This window comes from Methanobrevibacter sp. (assembly GCF_017410345.1).
In the GTDB taxonomy this organism is placed as follows: Archaea; Methanobacteriota; Methanobacteria; order Methanobacteriales; family Methanobacteriaceae; genus Methanobrevibacter.
The window spans coordinates 1-15,457 of sequence record NZ_JAFQQZ010000029.1 but is presented as its reverse complement, the minus strand read 5'-3'; the positions used below and the strand labels follow the sequence as shown (position 1 = coordinate 15,457).

At 32.6% G+C, this 15,457-nt stretch carries 17 protein-coding genes; 14 read left to right on the top strand and 3 right to left on the bottom strand.

The window, feature by feature from the left end; translation table 11 throughout:
* Window positions 1-140: 140 nt before the first annotated feature.
* Together IJE13_RS04040 and IJE13_RS04035 are read right to left on the bottom strand one after the other, a co-directional pair.
* Complete coding sequence (locus tag IJE13_RS04040; protein WP_292777383.1) at window positions 141-653, bottom strand: zinc ribbon domain-containing protein; 513 nt, start codon at window positions 651-653, stop codon at window positions 141-143.
* Between the two features lie 133 nt (window positions 654-786).
* The gene (locus tag IJE13_RS04035) at window positions 787-1,203 is read right to left on the bottom strand and encodes a DUF3795 domain-containing protein (protein ID WP_292777381.1); all 417 of its coding nucleotides are present in this window, start codon (window positions 1,201-1,203) and stop codon (window positions 787-789) included.
* A gap of 186 nt (window positions 1,204-1,389) precedes the next feature.
* Between IJE13_RS04035 and IJE13_RS04030 the strand changes: the two genes are divergently transcribed.
* The 4 genes from IJE13_RS04030 to IJE13_RS04015 all read left to right on the top strand — a co-directional run bounded on the left by IJE13_RS04030 (window position 1,390) and on the right by IJE13_RS04015 (window position 3,636).
* Window positions 1,390-2,157, top strand: coding sequence for a thermonuclease family protein (locus IJE13_RS04030; RefSeq protein WP_292777379.1), 768 nt, complete (start codon window positions 1,390-1,392; stop codon window positions 2,155-2,157).
* A 91-nt stretch (window positions 2,158-2,248) separates the two neighbouring features.
* Complete coding sequence (locus tag IJE13_RS04025) at window positions 2,249-2,572, top strand: carboxymuconolactone decarboxylase family protein (protein WP_292777377.1); 324 nt, start codon at window positions 2,249-2,251, stop codon at window positions 2,570-2,572.
* 31 nt (window positions 2,573-2,603) lie between these two features.
* Complete coding sequence (locus IJE13_RS04020) at window positions 2,604-2,924, top strand: carboxymuconolactone decarboxylase family protein (protein ID WP_292777375.1); 321 nt, start codon at window positions 2,604-2,606, stop codon at window positions 2,922-2,924.
* A gap of 220 nt (window positions 2,925-3,144) precedes the next feature.
* Window positions 3,145-3,636, top strand: coding sequence for a hypothetical protein (locus IJE13_RS04015; protein ID WP_292777373.1), 492 nt, complete (start codon window positions 3,145-3,147; stop codon window positions 3,634-3,636).
* Between the two features lie 95 nt (window positions 3,637-3,731).
* On the opposite strand, the gene IJE13_RS04010 is transcribed toward IJE13_RS04015, so the two are convergent.
* Window positions 3,732-4,268, bottom strand: coding sequence for a TIGR00730 family Rossman fold protein (locus IJE13_RS04010; protein ID WP_292777371.1), 537 nt, complete (start codon window positions 4,266-4,268; stop codon window positions 3,732-3,734).
* 204 nt (window positions 4,269-4,472) lie between these two features.
* Here IJE13_RS04010 and IJE13_RS04005 point away from each other — a divergent pair, with 204 nt between their 5' ends.
* From IJE13_RS04005 to rbr, 10 genes are all read left to right on the top strand, one after another.
* Window positions 4,473-5,666 carry a glycosyltransferase gene (locus IJE13_RS04005; RefSeq protein WP_292777369.1) on the top strand — a complete coding sequence of 398 codons (1,194 nt, stop codon included), beginning with the start codon at window positions 4,473-4,475 and terminating at the stop codon, window positions 5,664-5,666.
* 74 nt (window positions 5,667-5,740) lie between these two features.
* A complete protein-coding gene (locus IJE13_RS04000) occupies window positions 5,741-6,211 on the top strand; it encodes an MGMT family protein (protein WP_292777366.1) in 471 nt (156 codons plus the stop codon).
* A 107-nt stretch (window positions 6,212-6,318) separates the two neighbouring features.
* Entirely contained in the window at window positions 6,319-6,798 is a 480-nt protein-coding gene (locus IJE13_RS03995) for a GNAT family N-acetyltransferase (protein WP_292777364.1), read from the top strand.
* A 345-nt stretch (window positions 6,799-7,143) separates the two neighbouring features.
* Window positions 7,144-8,457, top strand: coding sequence for a solute carrier family 23 protein (locus tag IJE13_RS03990; protein ID WP_292777362.1), 1,314 nt, complete (start codon window positions 7,144-7,146; stop codon window positions 8,455-8,457).
* Between the two features lie 213 nt (window positions 8,458-8,670).
* Window positions 8,671-9,297 carry a uracil phosphoribosyltransferase gene (gene upp / locus IJE13_RS03985; RefSeq protein ID WP_292777360.1) on the top strand — a complete coding sequence of 209 codons (627 nt, stop codon included), beginning with the start codon at window positions 8,671-8,673 and terminating at the stop codon, window positions 9,295-9,297.
* A gap of 95 nt (window positions 9,298-9,392) precedes the next feature.
* Window positions 9,393-10,562, top strand: coding sequence for a methionine adenosyltransferase (gene metK / locus IJE13_RS03980; RefSeq protein WP_292777358.1), 1,170 nt, complete (start codon window positions 9,393-9,395; stop codon window positions 10,560-10,562).
* A gap of 536 nt (window positions 10,563-11,098) precedes the next feature.
* Complete coding sequence (locus IJE13_RS03975) at window positions 11,099-12,595, top strand: DUF2193 domain-containing protein (RefSeq protein WP_292777356.1); 1,497 nt, start codon at window positions 11,099-11,101, stop codon at window positions 12,593-12,595.
* 148 nt (window positions 12,596-12,743) lie between these two features.
* A complete protein-coding gene (locus IJE13_RS03970) occupies window positions 12,744-13,520 on the top strand; it encodes an MIP/aquaporin family protein (protein WP_292777353.1) in 777 nt (258 codons plus the stop codon).
* A 305-nt stretch (window positions 13,521-13,825) separates the two neighbouring features.
* On the top strand, window positions 13,826-14,803 hold the full coding sequence (gene bsh / locus IJE13_RS03965; protein WP_292777351.1) for a choloylglycine hydrolase: 978 nt from the start codon (window positions 13,826-13,828) through the stop codon (window positions 14,801-14,803).
* A gap of 74 nt (window positions 14,804-14,877) precedes the next feature.
* Window positions 14,878-15,423, top strand: a complete 546-nt coding sequence (rbr, locus tag IJE13_RS03960; RefSeq protein ID WP_292777349.1) for a rubrerythrin — start codon at window positions 14,878-14,880, stop codon at window positions 15,421-15,423.
* Window positions 15,424-15,457: the final 34 nt, after the last annotated feature.

The window sequence follows — 15,457 nt, the reverse complement described above, 5'->3', positions numbered from 1 at the left end:
TTTTATTTTTATTTTTAAATTTTTAAAAAAGAGATTTTATTTTATTATTTCTTTTCTATTTTTAATTATTTTTTAAAAAAGAGCTATTTTTTGATTCTTAATAATCTATTTTTTGTGTTAAGTAAAAAAAGGAAAATGGTTTATATTTTAAAACCAAATATGCTGGAAATATTGCTGGAACCACTCATGTTCATAGCGCTTGAATTATAAAGCTGGCTCATATTGGTCATATTGGTGGTATTGAATGGATTTAAAATGATATTCGGATCCATTTGTCCAGTGAATATTAAAAAGCCAATAAGTGCAAATTCAGCGATTAACACTATTAATTGGATTAATCCATGCTTTTTAGCATTTGCATCTTTTCTTGTAATCAGATAGATGGCAAAAATGAAGCCAAGCACACTGCCTAATATTGCAAATATATAACCTAGGATAATCATAAATCTGTAATTATTTTCTCCAGATGAGGAATTATCTGGCATAGGATTAAATTTAACCTTCTGTTTTTTCCCGCCTCCTGTAGGAATAAAGAAGAAATTTGAATCATCCTCTTCAGCATTGTATTCCTCATAGATAGTCCCACAGTATATGCAGAAATCGGTAGTTCCATCGTTTATCTTTCCGCATCTAGGACATTGAATAGCTGCCATCATATCACTTTTTAAGTATTTTTAATTTATTCATTTAAGTTATGTACTATATTATTTAATATTTAATATAATTTATAATTTTTTATTCTTTTCTCGATTAAACTTTTTATAATATTTAGTAAATCTAATAAAACTATTTATTATCATTCTTTTGTCCACATTCACTGCAGATATGCTCTTGAATGCTTATGATTCCTCCGCATGACTCACACTCCCAGTTCATTCTGTCCTCAAGCATAATCTTATTGATTCCGGTATAAGTGATTCTTTTTGCATTTTTTAATGTGGAAAAATCGTATCTCTTTTTATAGTTTTTATCCTGTTTCTTAATGAGCTTGCAAGGGAATTCGCTGCATCTACCGCAATATTTCACTCTTTTCGTTTCAAGGCATTTCCTTATTTTGCACTTCAATGCATTCTTTGTCTTATTTGGGCTATCTATCAGGCATCCAGGACAGGAGCTGTTCTCTGACAGGTGTTTAATGCATAGCTTACAGTTCATTCCACAAGGTGCAAACATGATTGTATCTATCTTTTCAGGCATTTTCATTTTTCAGCCTCTTGGTATTTATATAAATTAATACTAATATTTTTATTGAAAATGTTTATTAATACTTTAGATTATTTTTATGCATTTTCATTTCTTTTTAAAAAATTTTATATATTCCCAAATATATATTATAATTAATTGTTTTAGAATAGTTTTTTCAAATTATTTTGTAATTGGGGGTTTAATATGAAATTGAAAGGCAAACATTTATTGATTTTACTCATTATTCTGATTTTGGGATTATCTGTGATTTCATCTTGTTCTGCATATACAGGAACCGGTTTCTCTCATGACATTCCTTTTTCCAAATATTCCAGCTTATCAAATGATGATATCTTGAACAAGTATGATGATACTGATTGCCAAGCGGAATTCACTGGAATGTGCACTTATGTAACTGATGGGGACACCATTGAAGTGGATGGATTGGGCAAGATACGATTGGTTGGAGTAAACACTCCGGAAAGAGGACTGGAAGGTTATATCTGCTCCAAGCGTTTTGTTCAAAAGTTGTGCTTGAATAAGGAAGTGAGCTTGGATATCGATGATTCCAAGAATACCGACAGATATGGCCGGTATTTAGCTGTAGTGATTGTGGATGGCAAGAACTTGAATGAGATGCTTTTAAGGGAAAACCTTGCAGAGATCATGTATATGCCTCCAAGTGAGTTCTATCCTTATGACTGGTATGCCGATTCAGACGGATATTCAAAATATATAAGTTCCCATAAATCTTCAAACAGTGGAGGCACTTCATCCAGCAGTTCATCCGGCAGCTTGACCAGTAGTTCTACAGGATCCGGACTTTACATAGCCAGTGCAAACAGTCATAAATTCCACTATACTGACTGCAGGTGGGGAAAGAAGATTTCCCAAAAGAATAAGGTCACTTTCAAAAGCAGATCAGATGCAATCAGTCAAGGATACGAACCATGTAAGGTCTGCAAACCTTGATTTTACCTTTTATACCAATGAAGTTACAATAATCTTAAATATTTTTCAAAATAAACTATTATTAATAATTCCATTTATTTGGAGGGTCAAAATGAAAGAAGAAGTATTTTACGGCAAAGGCATGGAAAGAGTAAAGGAAGAGGATGAAGTTCTGTATCAAGCTATCGTTGCTTTAAATGAAGCTGTATGGAATGGAAAGGCATTGGATTATAAGACTCAAAAGTTGATAGCCATTGGAATTGCCGCATCCAATGCAGATAGCCGTGCCACTGAAAGACAGATCATGAGTGCAAAAAAGGAATTGGGTGTAACTCGCGATGAAGTTATCGATGTATTGAAAGTGGTTTTATTGACTTCAGGTATGCAGCCATTCAATAAGGCTTTGCAAATTGCAAATAAGGTCTTTGAAAAATAAACCGTCCTAATGCATTTTTTAGAGTGGAATCATGGGTGAAAAGGTATTTTATGGCAAGGGCATTCGTCAAATCAAAAAGGAAGACCCTGAATTATATGATTCAATAGAAAATTTGGATAAGAATGTATGGAATGCCAATGTCTTGGATTATAGGACTCAAAAATTGATTGCAATAGCCATTTCAGCTACCAATCCTGAAAGTTCAGCATTCTTAAAGCAGGTATCCAAAGCCAAAAAGGAACTTGACATCAGTCGCGATGAGATGATGGATGTTCTAAAGGTCATTTTATTGACTTCTGGCATGCGACCATTCAATAAGGCTTTGGAAGTAGTGAATAAGCTGTATGATTAATCTTTTTGTTCTTTTTTCAAAAATCTTATCTATTTTTAATTATTTTTTAAACTTTTTTTATTTATTTTCAGTTCTTATTTTATTTCTTTTTTTTTCTGAATTTGATATCTTTAGATATTTTTATTAATAAGATGCGATATAGTAATAAATATAATAACTTAAGTATTACTAATGTATTTTTAAAGTTATTTCATTTTAAATTAAGATTAATGGTGATAAAATGTCTCATCCGCATAACAAGTCAATAATCAATATGAATGCATCTTCATTAATTTCAATTATTGAAGAGTCTAAAATAACCTATGTTCGTGAAAACTTAAGTCTTCACTTGCATAGGAGTCAGATCAAGCTATTGAAAGAAGTAAGAAAACATGAAAAGCCACATCATAAGCGCATTAGAGTGAAACGTTATGAAGGGGCTGAAAAGGATGACCTGTTCAACCTGCACTTGGATTTGTATTTGAAGAGATATGAAAAGCTTGTGAAAAAAGGTTTGATAGAAATTGATGAAAATCCTGAAAATGGCCTTCCATATGATTGCTGTTTAACAGAAAAAGGAAAAGAGATTTTAGATGAAATAGACCGTCTTGAAATGGAATGGGAAAAAATAGTTCATATAGATGACAATAATCTGGAAGTTTTAAGAAGAATAGCCATCGATTCATTTGGAATCTCATATAGACATAAGAAAAATCAGAATTTCATATTTTAAATGGAAATTTTATCCAATTTCCATTTTTTATTTATTTTTATCTTTATTTGCTTCTATTTTCTCTAAAAACTTTTTTTTAATAAAAATTTTTATTATTATTTTTCCAATAATTCAAAAACCTTATCAATTGAATTAGCTATTTTAAAAGTGTTTTTATCCCTTTTAGCTCTAATGACTCCTTCATCAATCATGAAATCAATCATTTCAAGCATCGGGTCATAGAAATTGAACATATTGAATATTACAATCTTCTTATTGTGCTGGTTTAATTTCTTCAATACAATTACTTCAAAGAATTCATCAAGGGTTCCTATTCCTCCAGGAGCTATAATGAATGCGTCGGAATGTTCTAAAAATAGGCTTTTTCTCTCATCCATTGATTCGGTATAGATGAATTCATCACAGTCTCTGCAGATTCCTTCAAACTCCTCCATCCATACTGGTGCAATTCCCAAAACCTTTCCATTATTGTCCAGGACTCCTTTTGAAACAGCGCCCATCACTCCTGTGGAACCTCCTCCGAATACAAGAGAATGTCCTCTCTTAGCTATTTTCTCTCCTAATCTGTAGGATTCCTTGATATATTTGTATTTTATATTATCGCTTCCAGCACCATAAAGACAAATTTTCATAATATCCCGTAATTAAGTTTTTAAAATTTTTTTTTCTTATTCTCTTAGATAATATTTATTTATAATTTGATTTTAAAATACTTTTTTATAATCTTCATAATTTAAAATAAGAATTAGATTTTCCATGTTAATCTTCATATATTTAAATAAAAGATTACAAATAAATAATTAATAATAATTACTTTTTGGAAATTGGGTGAACATATGAAAATATTGGTAGTTCAGGAATCAGACTGGTTAAAGAGAAATCCACATCAACAGCACCATTTAATGGACAGGATGGTGCTCAGAGGACATGAAGTGAAGGTAATCGATTATCCTATTGATTGGCCAAAGGAAGACCCTGAAGGATTAATTTTCCATAGGGAAGTTCATGATAACGTATTCAAGGTAAAGCCGGAAGCGGATATACAAGTGATCAGACCTTCCTTCATCAAAAAACCGGTATTGAACTACATGTCCCTATATTTCACCCATGAAAAGGAAATCAAAAGGCAGATAGAAGAGTTCAAGCCAGACCTAATAATGGGTTTGGGATTGCTTAATGCATATTCAGGTTCGAAACTTGCCAAAAAGCACAATATTCCATTTGTATACTACCTGATTGATGTTCTCTATGCACTCATTCCAGAAAAGACATTCCAGTCATTTGGAAAGAAAATTAACATGAAAGCCATAGAACGTTCTGACCTTGTGATTACAATCAATCAAAAGCTTAAAGAACTGGCAATTGATTTAGGTGCCAATCCAAATGAAACCATTTTAATTGATGCTGGAATTGATTTAAATGACTTTGACCCTCAACTTGATGATTCCAATATAAAAATGATGTATAACATAGATAAAAATGATACAGTTCTCTTCTTTATGGGCTGGATCTATGAGTTTGCAGGGATGAAGGAACTGGCAATCGAGCTTGGAAAGAACAAGGAAAAGTATCCGAACATGAAGATTCTTATTGTAGGTGATGGTGATGCCTATGATAAGATGGTTCAAATAAAAGAAGAATACGAACTTGGAGATCAATTGATTCTTACAGGAAAGCAGCCTTATGATAAGATTCCTGAATTTTTGGCATCTGCAGACTTTTGCCTTCTTCCAGCATATATTGACGAAGAGATAATGCAGGATATTGTTCCAATCAAGCTTTATGAGTATTTGGCTATGGAAAAGGTTGTTATAGCGACTGAACTTCCTGGAATTTCCAAAGAGTTTGGCTATGGAAATGGAATAGAATATGTCCAAAAGGCAGAGGAAGTTTTGGAAACTGCTCAAAAGATATTGGATGAAGGAAGATATGATGAGATTTCCAAAAAAGGAAGAGAATATGTCAAGTCAAATGATTGGGAAGCAATTACCGATAAATTTGAAAAAGCTTTAGAGGATTTGATTAAATAATTGTTTCAATAATATGGAACTAAATAGAAATATTTATAGTCATTAAGATAAAAAAAGTTTTAATTGGTGATATTATGGCTAGAAAAAGCTTTAATGAAAAACTTAATGATTCAAAAGATATGCCGAAAGTTATAAAGATTACTGATGAAAAGTCTATTGAACGCTATGGTGGGGAGAATATGTTAATTGCTCCTCCATTGGAATATAATGAGATTATGGCTAAAATTCCTGAAGGAAAGATCATTACAATTACTGAAATAAGGGAATTTTTGGCAAAGAAATATGGTGCTGAATTCACTTGTCCCATGACTGCAGGAATTTTCATTTCATTAGCGGCTCAAGCAAGCGAAGAGAGGGAAAACGATAAGATAGCATTTTGGAGAACTCTTAAAAAGGATGGTGAATTGAATCCAAAATATCCTGGTGGAGTGGAATACCAAAAGGAAATGCTTGAAGCAGAAGGTCATAATTTCATTACAAAAGGAAGAAAGAACATCAGATACTTTGTTGAAAATTATGAAGATAAATTATTTAGTTTAGAATAAATTGAATGTCAAGAATAAATTTTTAATTTTGAAAAAAATATTTAGTTTAGTATCAATAGATTAAAGTATGTATATCATATTAATTATCAATCAATGGAGATTTAAAAATGCCAGAATTAACATTTAGTGAAGCAAAAGAGGAAGATGTGCCATTAATTTTAGAATTTATCAGGAAATTGGCAGATTATGAGCATCGTTTAGATGAAGTGATAGCTACTGAAGAATCATTGAAATATTGGATTTTTGATAAGAATCAGGCTGAAGTTATATTTGCTCTTGAAGATGGAAAGGAAATAGGATTTGCATTTTTCTTCTTAAGTTTTTCAACTTACATAGCTAATGTTAATATGCATCTTGAAGACCTCTTTATAGATCCTGAATATCGTGGTAAAGGATATGGAAAAGCTTTGCTTAGAGAACTTGCAAAGATTGTTAAGGAAAGAGGATATGGTAGATTTGAATGGACTTGCCTTGATTGGAACCAGCCAAGTAAGGATTTCTATAACTCTATAGGTGCAGAGGAGAAAAACTGGGATGTATTCCACTTTACAGGACAAGCTTTAGATGATTTTGTCGGTGGCGATTAAGCTTTTTCAATCCTTAATTTTTTTAATTTTTCTTATTTTCTATTTTTACATTTTTCAATTTTTACAGATTTGAATTTATTAATCTTATTTTTTTGTTCATTTTTTAACACTTCTTTTATTTATTTTTACAAAATTTTCAAATTTTTTATTAATAATCTCTATGATTAAAATTATTTTGATAAAGTTTTAATAAGTGTTGCACTAAATATATATTATGATAATAAATTAATGAAAAATCAATTAATTTATTTTATCTTACATATTAATTAATGATTTTGAATTAATTATTTTTTTATAATTCCTATTAATTAATTACAATTAATTCTCTAATTATTGTGTGATATAATGAGTGAAAATGATGCAGATATGATTTATGATTTATGGGATAAGCCACCTATTGTAGAGTGGATCTTATTATCCCTTCAACGTTTATGTGCTATTTTTGGTGCTACCATTTTAGTACCGATTGTAGTAAACACTACTGTTGGCGAACCTGTGTTGTCTGTTCCAGTAGCTTTAATCACTTCTGGGATAGGTACACTTATTTATGTAATTTGTACACGGAATAGAAGTCCAGTATATCTGGGAAGTTCCTTTGCATTTATTGCACCTATGGTTGCAGGATTTGCTATTGGCGGTAAATCAAGTATTTTCTCAGCTTTAATGGTTGTAGGTTTAGTATACGTTGCAATTGCAATCATTATTGCAGTAACTGGTAATGATTGGATCAATAAGCTATTGCCTCCTGTAATTGTAGGGCCTATGATTATGGTTATTGGTCTTTGTTTAGCTCCAACTGCTATTCAAGAAATCGGTCTTGACCAAGCTGTTGTTCCAATGAATAACCTTATTGTAGCACTTGTTGCATTCCTGACAACTGCTGTAATAGCTATTCGTGGAAGAGGAGTATTGAAGGTTATTCCTTTCTTGATTGGTATTATAGTCTCATATATTGTTGCAGCTTGCTTAGGTATGGTTGACTTATCTGGATTCTATGCAGCAAGCATATTTGAAGTCCCTGAATTCTACATGCCATTTGTCAACTATAGCTTTAACACTGCTGCTCTTTTGACAATCGTTCCAATTGCTCTTGTAACTATGGTAGAGCATGTAGGGGACCATAAGGTATTGGGAGAAATCATTGGAAGAGACTTGATTAAAGACCCTGGTTTAAACAGAACCCTTTTAGGTGACGGTCTTGCTACCTTCTTTGCAGCATTGCTCGGTGGTCCTGCAAACACTACCTATGGAGAAAACACTTCTGTTGTAGGTTTAACAAGAGTGGCATCAATTTATGTTATTGGTTTAACTGCAGTCTTTGCTGTTCTCTTTGCATTCTCTGGACATTTAACTGCACTTCTTGCAGCTATGCCTAACCCTGTTATTGGTGGTGTAGCAATTCTTCTTTACGGATTCATTGCAGTTAATGGGGTAAAACTCTTAATCCAAGAGAAAGTTGACTTCAATAACAATAAGAACATTGTTGTTGCAGCGACCATGTTAGTATTTGGTTTAGGTGGAGCTACCTTATCCATTGTTCAAGGTGACTTATCAGTATCCATTTCTGGTATGGCTCTTGCAGCAATCATTGGTGTAGTACTTAACTTAATCATTCCAGAAAGAGAAGAAGATAATGAATATGTTCCAGAAGTTAAATAAACTTCCTTCTCTTTTTTCTTTTTTCTTTTTTTATTCCAATTTTTTTGATTTTTATTATTCAGATTATTATATACATTTTTTTAAATTTTTTATTCACGTCTTTTAATTGTTATTTTATAGAAATTAAAATAATAACTTATTTAACTTAATTATTCCAAAAATATAATTAATATTCTAAAAAATTAATATTCTAAAAAATCATGGGGACATAATATGAATGAAATTGTTTTAAACCATCCATTGATAACACATAAATTAGGTATTTTAAGAAGTGTTACTACAGGTACTAAAGAGTTTAGAGAGCTTGTTACTGAGATATCCACTCTTTTATGTTATGAAGCTACTAGGGATGCAAAGCTTGAGGAAGTGGAAATTGAAACTCCTTTGGCAAAGATGCAAACCGGCCAACTGAATGAAGACAATTATGCTGTCGTACCTATTTTAAGAGCAGGTATGGGTATGGTTGATGGGATTATCAATGTAATTCCTAATGCTAAAGTAGGGCATATTGGGCTTTACCGTAATGAAGAAACCTTTGAGCCTGTTGAATACTACTACAAGATGCCATCTGATATTAAAGATAGGATAGCTATGATTATAGATCCTATGCTTGCAACAGGTGGAAGCGTTTCAGCAACCATTGATAAGCTTAAGGCAGATGGTGTAAAGCAAATAAAGTTTTTATGCATTGTTGCGGCGCCTGAAGGAATTAAAGTAATTGAAACCAATCACCCAGATGTTCAGATTTATTGTGCAGTGGTTGATAAAGGATTAAATGAGAATAAATATATCGTTCCAGGTCTTGGAGATGCTGGAGATAGAATATACGGTACAAAATAATCAGATTGTTCTTTATATAATTATATATGAATAAAAGCCAAATATTTATATAAGTAAATAGAAAAATATTAAAAGATAATTAAATTGGTGAAAAAATGAGTGAAATATATAAGACATTCACATCTGAATCAGTAACCCAAGGGCATCCTGATAAAGTTGCAGATATCATTTCAGATGCAATTTTAGATGCATTTATGGAACAGGACCCTCATGCGCATGTTGCATGTGAAACCTGTGTAACTACTGATTTTTGTATGGTATTTGGTGAAGTTACAGCAGATGCCAATATTACTAGGGCTGATATTGAAAGAATCATTAGAGACACCATCATTGAAATTGGATATGATAATCCTGACTTGAAATTTGATGGTCACAACTGTGAAGTTGTCAGTTTATTGCATGCTCAATCTCCAGACATTAAGCAAGGAGTAGACCGCGAAGGTGAAGAAAGTGGAGCTGGAGATCAAGGTATGATGTTCGGTTATGCAACCAATGAAACTGATTCTTTAATGCCATTCCCAATTGATTTAGCTCGTAAGCTTACTAATAAATTAACAGAGCTCCGTGAAAGCGGTGAAATTCCATACTTAAGGCCTGATGGTAAAGCTCAAGTATCTGTAAACTACGATAAGGATGGAAATGTAATTTCATTGGATGCAGTTGTTCTTTCAACTCAGCATGATGAGACAATGTCAAATAATCAGGAACAGCTTAAGGCAGATATACGTGAAAAGCTCTTCAAGGCAGTTATTCCACAGGAATTAATGACAGAAAACACTAAAGAGCACATCAATCCTACAGGTGTTTTTGAAATAGGCGGTCCTCATGGTGATGCAGGATTGACTGGACGTAAAATCATTGTGGATACCTACGGAGGATATGCAAGACACGGTGGTGGAGCATTTTCAGGTAAAGACTGCACTAAAGTGGATAGAAGTGCATGCTATATGGCAAGATACATTGCTAAAAATATTGTAGCAAGCGGACTTGCAGAAAAATGTGAGATTCAGATATCCTATGCAATTGGAGTTGCTGAGCCAACTTCAGTTATGGTAGACACTTATGGAACTGAAGTCCCTACCACAAAATCCATGGATGAAATTGTTCGTGAAAACTTTAAATTGACTCCTGATGGAATCATTGAAACCTTGAATTTAAGATCTACCAAATATAAACAAACAGCTAAATATGGTCACTTTGGAATTGAAGGTCTTCCATGGGAGAAAACCGATAAGGTTGAAGATTTAAAGAAATACATTGCATAAGTAATCTTTAGATCTATTCAATTTTAATCCTTTTTGAGGCTTCATTTCTTGAAGTTTCAACTTTTTTATTTATTCTATTTTTCACTTTTTTATCCTATTTTTTCTATTTAATTTCATTTTATTCTATTTAATTCTATTTAATTTTACAATTATTTTTGATTACCCTAATATTTTTTCTTATTTTGTTTAGAATCACCCATTTGAGTATTTTGAGAATCATTTCAAAAATTATATATATTTATTTAATTAATTATTATATAAGAGAAGATTATACATAATAGATTTTTATTCAATATTTCATTAAAATAAAGATAAATTTTTATTTTTATTTAATTTAAATATTTTTAATCTATTTTTAAGCATAATCTTAATCTTAAATGCGTTTATTTTAATTTAACATATTAAATGAATTAATTTAATTTAACCTCTTGAATTAATTAATTTAATTTAACTTTTTAAAATAAGCTAATTTAATTTAACCTTTTAAATAAAAATAAACATTTGTGGTAGAATTTTTTATATAATGTGGTGTTATGATGAAAGAATTATATGAAAAAATGATTAATGAATCAGTAGCTGCTCTCCAAGCAGATATTGATGTAATTAGCGCAAATAGATACAATGACTTTAAAATTGTTGATGCAAAACCTTATGCTGACGCTGTAGCAGGAATGACCTGTGCAGACGGCCAAGCAGAATCTGTAATTGACTTACACAAAAAATCTGTAGAAAGCCATTACAAGGTATTGACTTCTGTAACTGAAACCATCAGACCAGAAGACGATCCATTCATTGAACATTACCAAACTCCTCCTGTACTTGAAATCTTATGTGAGGAAGATGGTGAATTTGCAGACAGCATGGGCGTATTCATTCAAGCTATTGCTGACAATGAAGCATTGGTTGCAAAAGAATCTATCCGCAGATATGGCGGTTTCTATGGTCCTACCTGTGTAGTGGACTTTGCTTTAATGCCTGGAAGTACTTCCAATGTTGTAAACCAAATCTTGCAAACCATTGACATTCCAGTAATGCACAAACAAGCTATTCTTTCTGCAAAATCATGGGGTATGAACACTTCCTATGGTATTGGAGATGCTTTTGCAAACGCTATTGAAGCTGGTGCAACTGCTGCAGAAGCAACCGAAAAGGAAATTGCTGCATTGCAAATGATCTACAAAGAACCTATAGAAGGTCAAGGCAAATTAATGGATGATGCAGGACACTCATCATTTGATGTAAGAGCATTTATGGAAGGATACAAAAAAGAAATGAGAGCTGTTGTAAAAGCTGCAATGGATGATGGAGTACACTACGGTAACATTGTTACTGTACCTGCATATTGTGTAGGTGATATTGGTCACCACATTGGTCAAGCAAGCTACAACATGTGTAAAGATGACGTAATCTTAGCAGTTATCCAAGCAACTGCAAAAGTTATGGAAGCAAGCTTAAAATCTAACATTGACAATTTCACAAGTCCTTACAATGTATTATCATTAGCAACTGGTTCAACTGCATGTTCTGCAGAATACATTCTTGAATTAGACGGATTCAACGCTCCTATGGTAGTGGATTTATTAACTAAAAGATTCCACAACTTCGTACAGCAATATCCTACCAGAGGCGCAGCTGCAGAATTACACAACTGTGACTTTATGGACATGATTTTCAGAGGTTACAATGCAATAAGTGCAGCTAGAAAATCTAGAAGCAGTCAAAAAATTGATCTTGTACCTAAAGTTGCAGGATTTGATGTTGACTTATCACCAATTGCTGATAATGAAGTTCTCATGAACCCACAAAGATACACTTACCCTGCTTGTGGTATTACAGTAAGATTCTCCTCATTAATGAGACTTTCAGACTACCCATGCTTACTTACTCCAGAACCTGTAACTGCAACCATGATGACAAACATCATTGCACTTAATAAGGAAGCTCCTGGTTCTCCAGTAAGAGGCTGTAAAAACTGTGCTGCATGTATGATTGATGCAAAACACGAATACTGTCAATGGAGAGAATCTGTATAGATTTAAACTATTTAAAAAGTTAATTTAATTTTTAAATTAACTTTATTTTTTTTCTTAAAATCTAATTAAGTTACTCTTATCTTAATTAAAAATTTTCATGCTTATAAAAATTATAAGAATTTAATAAAATTAATTATGGAGAGAAATTATGGCTTCTTGTAATATTGGAAAAAAATTCATTGCAGAGCTCATAGGTACCTTCCTATTAGTATTCATTGGTACCGGGGCTGCTGTTGTAACTTTATTGATTTCTGATAGCGTTACTCCTGGGGCTGCTGGCATTGGATTGCTCGGCGGTCTTGGAGACTGGATAGCTATTGCATTAGCATTTGGTTTAACTGTAATGGCTTGTATTTATGTATTTGGTAAAATATCTGGTGCACATTTAAACCCAGCAGTGACCATTGGATTGCTTGTAAGCAAAAACATTTCATTAATTGACAGTGTTTACTACATCATAGCTCAAGTAATCGGTGCATGTTTAGGCAGTTTATTGTTATTCGTCTGTTTAGGTGCTCCTGCTGTAACCATTGGAGGATTAGGTGCTACTGCTCCTGGACTTGGAGTAAGCTATATTCAAGCTATGATTGCTGAATGTATTGGTACTTTCTTCTTAATGCTTGTAGTTATGGGTGTTGCAGTTGACGAAAAGGCAGAACCTGGATTTGCGGGAATTTCCATTGGTATGACTGTAGCTACTGTAATCGTTGTACTTGGTGCATTCACTGGTGCATCCATTAACCCAGCACGTACCTTTGGTCCTTACTTAATGGATGTCTTGCTTGGCGGTACCAATTTCTGGGCTTACTTCCCAATTTATTTAATTGGACCAATAGTAGGTGCAGTCCTTGCAGCTTTAGTATACTCATACTTAGCTAAAGGAAACGATGCTTGTGCATTGCCACAACCATTCTTTGATGAATAATAGTTTTTTTAATAAGGGAAATATTCTCTTATTATTATCTTTTTTATCTTTTTTTAAGTTTTTTATCTTTTTTTTTAAGTTTTTATCTCTTGAATGCTACCTTTCTATTTTTGTTTATTTTTGCATGTTTAAATGGTAAAATAGTAAAAATAATGTATTGTAATTAATTAATTGTTCAACTTTTTTTTAAAATATTAAATTTTTTTCTAATATTTATTAAAAAACTTATTGGTTTGTTATATTATTTTCTAATTTTTCTAAACAAAACAAAACACTTAATAAGGATAAGTGATATATAAAATCTTATGTGTACTGCAAGCGAATATTTAACAAGGGGCCATTATTTTGGCAGAAATTTCGACTATGAAATTTCATATTTTGAAAGAGTTTGTATAACTCCAAGGAACTACGAATTTGAATTTAAGAAAATTGATGAGATAAAATCTCATCACGCTATAATTGGAATTGCTGCAGGTGTTGACGCTTATCCTTTATATTATGATGCTTGTAATGAAAAGGGAGTTGCAATAGCAGGTCTTAACTTTGCAGGCAATGCCATTTATAGGGAATATGAGGAGGGAATGGTAAATGTAACACCATTTGAATTCATTCCTTATTTGCTGTCTCAATCGGAGTCGGTAGAGGATGTTAAGGAGTTGCTCAAGGATCTTAATATGGTGAATATTAATTTCTCAGAGGAATTGCCTTTGTCTCCACTTCATTGGATGATATCTGATAGGAATTCTTCAATAATCGTTGAACCTTTGGAAAATGGTTTAAAGGTTTATGATAATCCTGTTGGCGTTTTAACCAATAATCCTACCTTTGATATGCAATTGTTTAATTTAAACAATTACAGGAATCTGTCTGTCAAGACACCTGAAAATACCTTCGCAAAAGATCTTGATTTGGATACCTATAGCAGAGGCATGGGTGCAATTGGGCTTCCTGGGGATTTGTCTTCAGCGTCCCGTTTTGTAAAGGTTGCTTTCACTAAGGAAAATTCATTTTCCGGTGACAGTGAAGCTGAAAGCGTTTCACAGTTCTTCCATATCTTAGGTTCTGTTGAACAGCAGAAAGGATTGACATTCATTGATGATCCTGATTTGTATGAGTATACAATTTACTCATCTTGCTACAATACAGATAAGGGTATTTTGTATTATAAAACCTATGATAATCATCAAATTACCGCTGTAGACTTGAATAAGGAGAATCTTGATGGTGACAGTTTGATTATTTATCCATTGATCAGTGAGGCACAAATCAATTTTGTAAATTAAATCTTTCGAATCTAAAAAGAATATTTCAAAAGTAATATGTTATTGAACTAAATTTTAAGTTAGGGGAGATTATTATGGCAGATTTAAAAGGAACCAAAACTGAAGAAAACCTAAAGGCAGCTCTTGGTGGCGAATCTCAAGCACGCGTAAAATATGAATTCTATGCTTCACAAGCTAAAAAAGATGGTTATGTTGAAATCAAGGACATTTTCCAGGAGTCATCTGACAATGAAAAGGAACATGCTAAAATCTGGTTTAAGCTTTTGCATGACGGCAAAGTACCTGACACCTTAACCAATCTTGCAGATGCTGCAGCTGGAGAGCATTATGAATGGACTGAGATGTACAAGGAATTTGCAGAAACTGCACGCGCAGAAGGTTTCGATGATATTGCAGCATTGTTCGATGCAGCTGGTGCTACTGAAAAGGCACACGAAGATAGATATAATGCATTGTCTGATAAGATAAATGCAGGAAAAGTCTTTAAAAAAGATGAAGAAATTGCATGGAAATGCAATAATTGCGGATATATCCATATTGGAAAAGACGCTCCTGAAGTCTGTCCATTATGCGATCACCCACAAGCACACTTCAGAAAAAAAGATACTAGTTATATCTGATTTTTAAAAATCAGTTAACTTTTCATATTTTTTA

What these genes read in the sequence shown, in the direction of transcription:
- IJE13_RS04040 (WP_292777383.1), bottom strand. Translation starts at nt 653, where the DNA reads ATGGCAGCTATTCAATGTCCTAGATGCGGAAAGATAAACGATGGAACT.
- IJE13_RS04035 (WP_292777381.1), bottom strand. Translation starts at nt 1,203, where the DNA reads ATGAAAATGCCTGAAAAGATAGATACAATCATGTTTGCACCTTGTGGA.
- IJE13_RS04030 (WP_292777379.1), top strand. Translation starts at nt 1,390, where the DNA reads ATGAAATTGAAAGGCAAACATTTATTGATTTTACTCATTATTCTGATT.
- IJE13_RS04025 (WP_292777377.1), top strand. Translation starts at nt 2,249, where the DNA reads ATGAAAGAAGAAGTATTTTACGGCAAAGGCATGGAAAGAGTAAAGGAA.
- IJE13_RS04020 (WP_292777375.1), top strand. Translation starts at nt 2,604, where the DNA reads ATGGGTGAAAAGGTATTTTATGGCAAGGGCATTCGTCAAATCAAAAAG.
- IJE13_RS04015 (WP_292777373.1), top strand. Translation starts at nt 3,145, where the DNA reads ATGTCTCATCCGCATAACAAGTCAATAATCAATATGAATGCATCTTCA.
- IJE13_RS04010 (WP_292777371.1), bottom strand. Translation starts at nt 4,268, where the DNA reads ATGAAAATTTGTCTTTATGGTGCTGGAAGCGATAATATAAAATACAAA.
- IJE13_RS04005 (WP_292777369.1), top strand. Translation starts at nt 4,473, where the DNA reads ATGAAAATATTGGTAGTTCAGGAATCAGACTGGTTAAAGAGAAATCCA.
- IJE13_RS04000 (WP_292777366.1), top strand. Translation starts at nt 5,741, where the DNA reads ATGGCTAGAAAAAGCTTTAATGAAAAACTTAATGATTCAAAAGATATG.
- IJE13_RS03995 (WP_292777364.1), top strand. Translation starts at nt 6,319, where the DNA reads ATGCCAGAATTAACATTTAGTGAAGCAAAAGAGGAAGATGTGCCATTA.
- IJE13_RS03990 (WP_292777362.1), top strand. Translation starts at nt 7,144, where the DNA reads ATGAGTGAAAATGATGCAGATATGATTTATGATTTATGGGATAAGCCA.
- upp (WP_292777360.1), top strand. Translation starts at nt 8,671, where the DNA reads ATGAATGAAATTGTTTTAAACCATCCATTGATAACACATAAATTAGGT.
- metK (WP_292777358.1), top strand. Translation starts at nt 9,393, where the DNA reads ATGAGTGAAATATATAAGACATTCACATCTGAATCAGTAACCCAAGGG.
- IJE13_RS03975 (WP_292777356.1), top strand. Translation starts at nt 11,099, where the DNA reads ATGAAAGAATTATATGAAAAAATGATTAATGAATCAGTAGCTGCTCTC.
- IJE13_RS03970 (WP_292777353.1), top strand. Translation starts at nt 12,744, where the DNA reads ATGGCTTCTTGTAATATTGGAAAAAAATTCATTGCAGAGCTCATAGGT.
- bsh (WP_292777351.1), top strand. Translation starts at nt 13,826, where the DNA reads ATGTGTACTGCAAGCGAATATTTAACAAGGGGCCATTATTTTGGCAGA.
- rbr (WP_292777349.1), top strand. Translation starts at nt 14,878, where the DNA reads ATGGCAGATTTAAAAGGAACCAAAACTGAAGAAAACCTAAAGGCAGCT.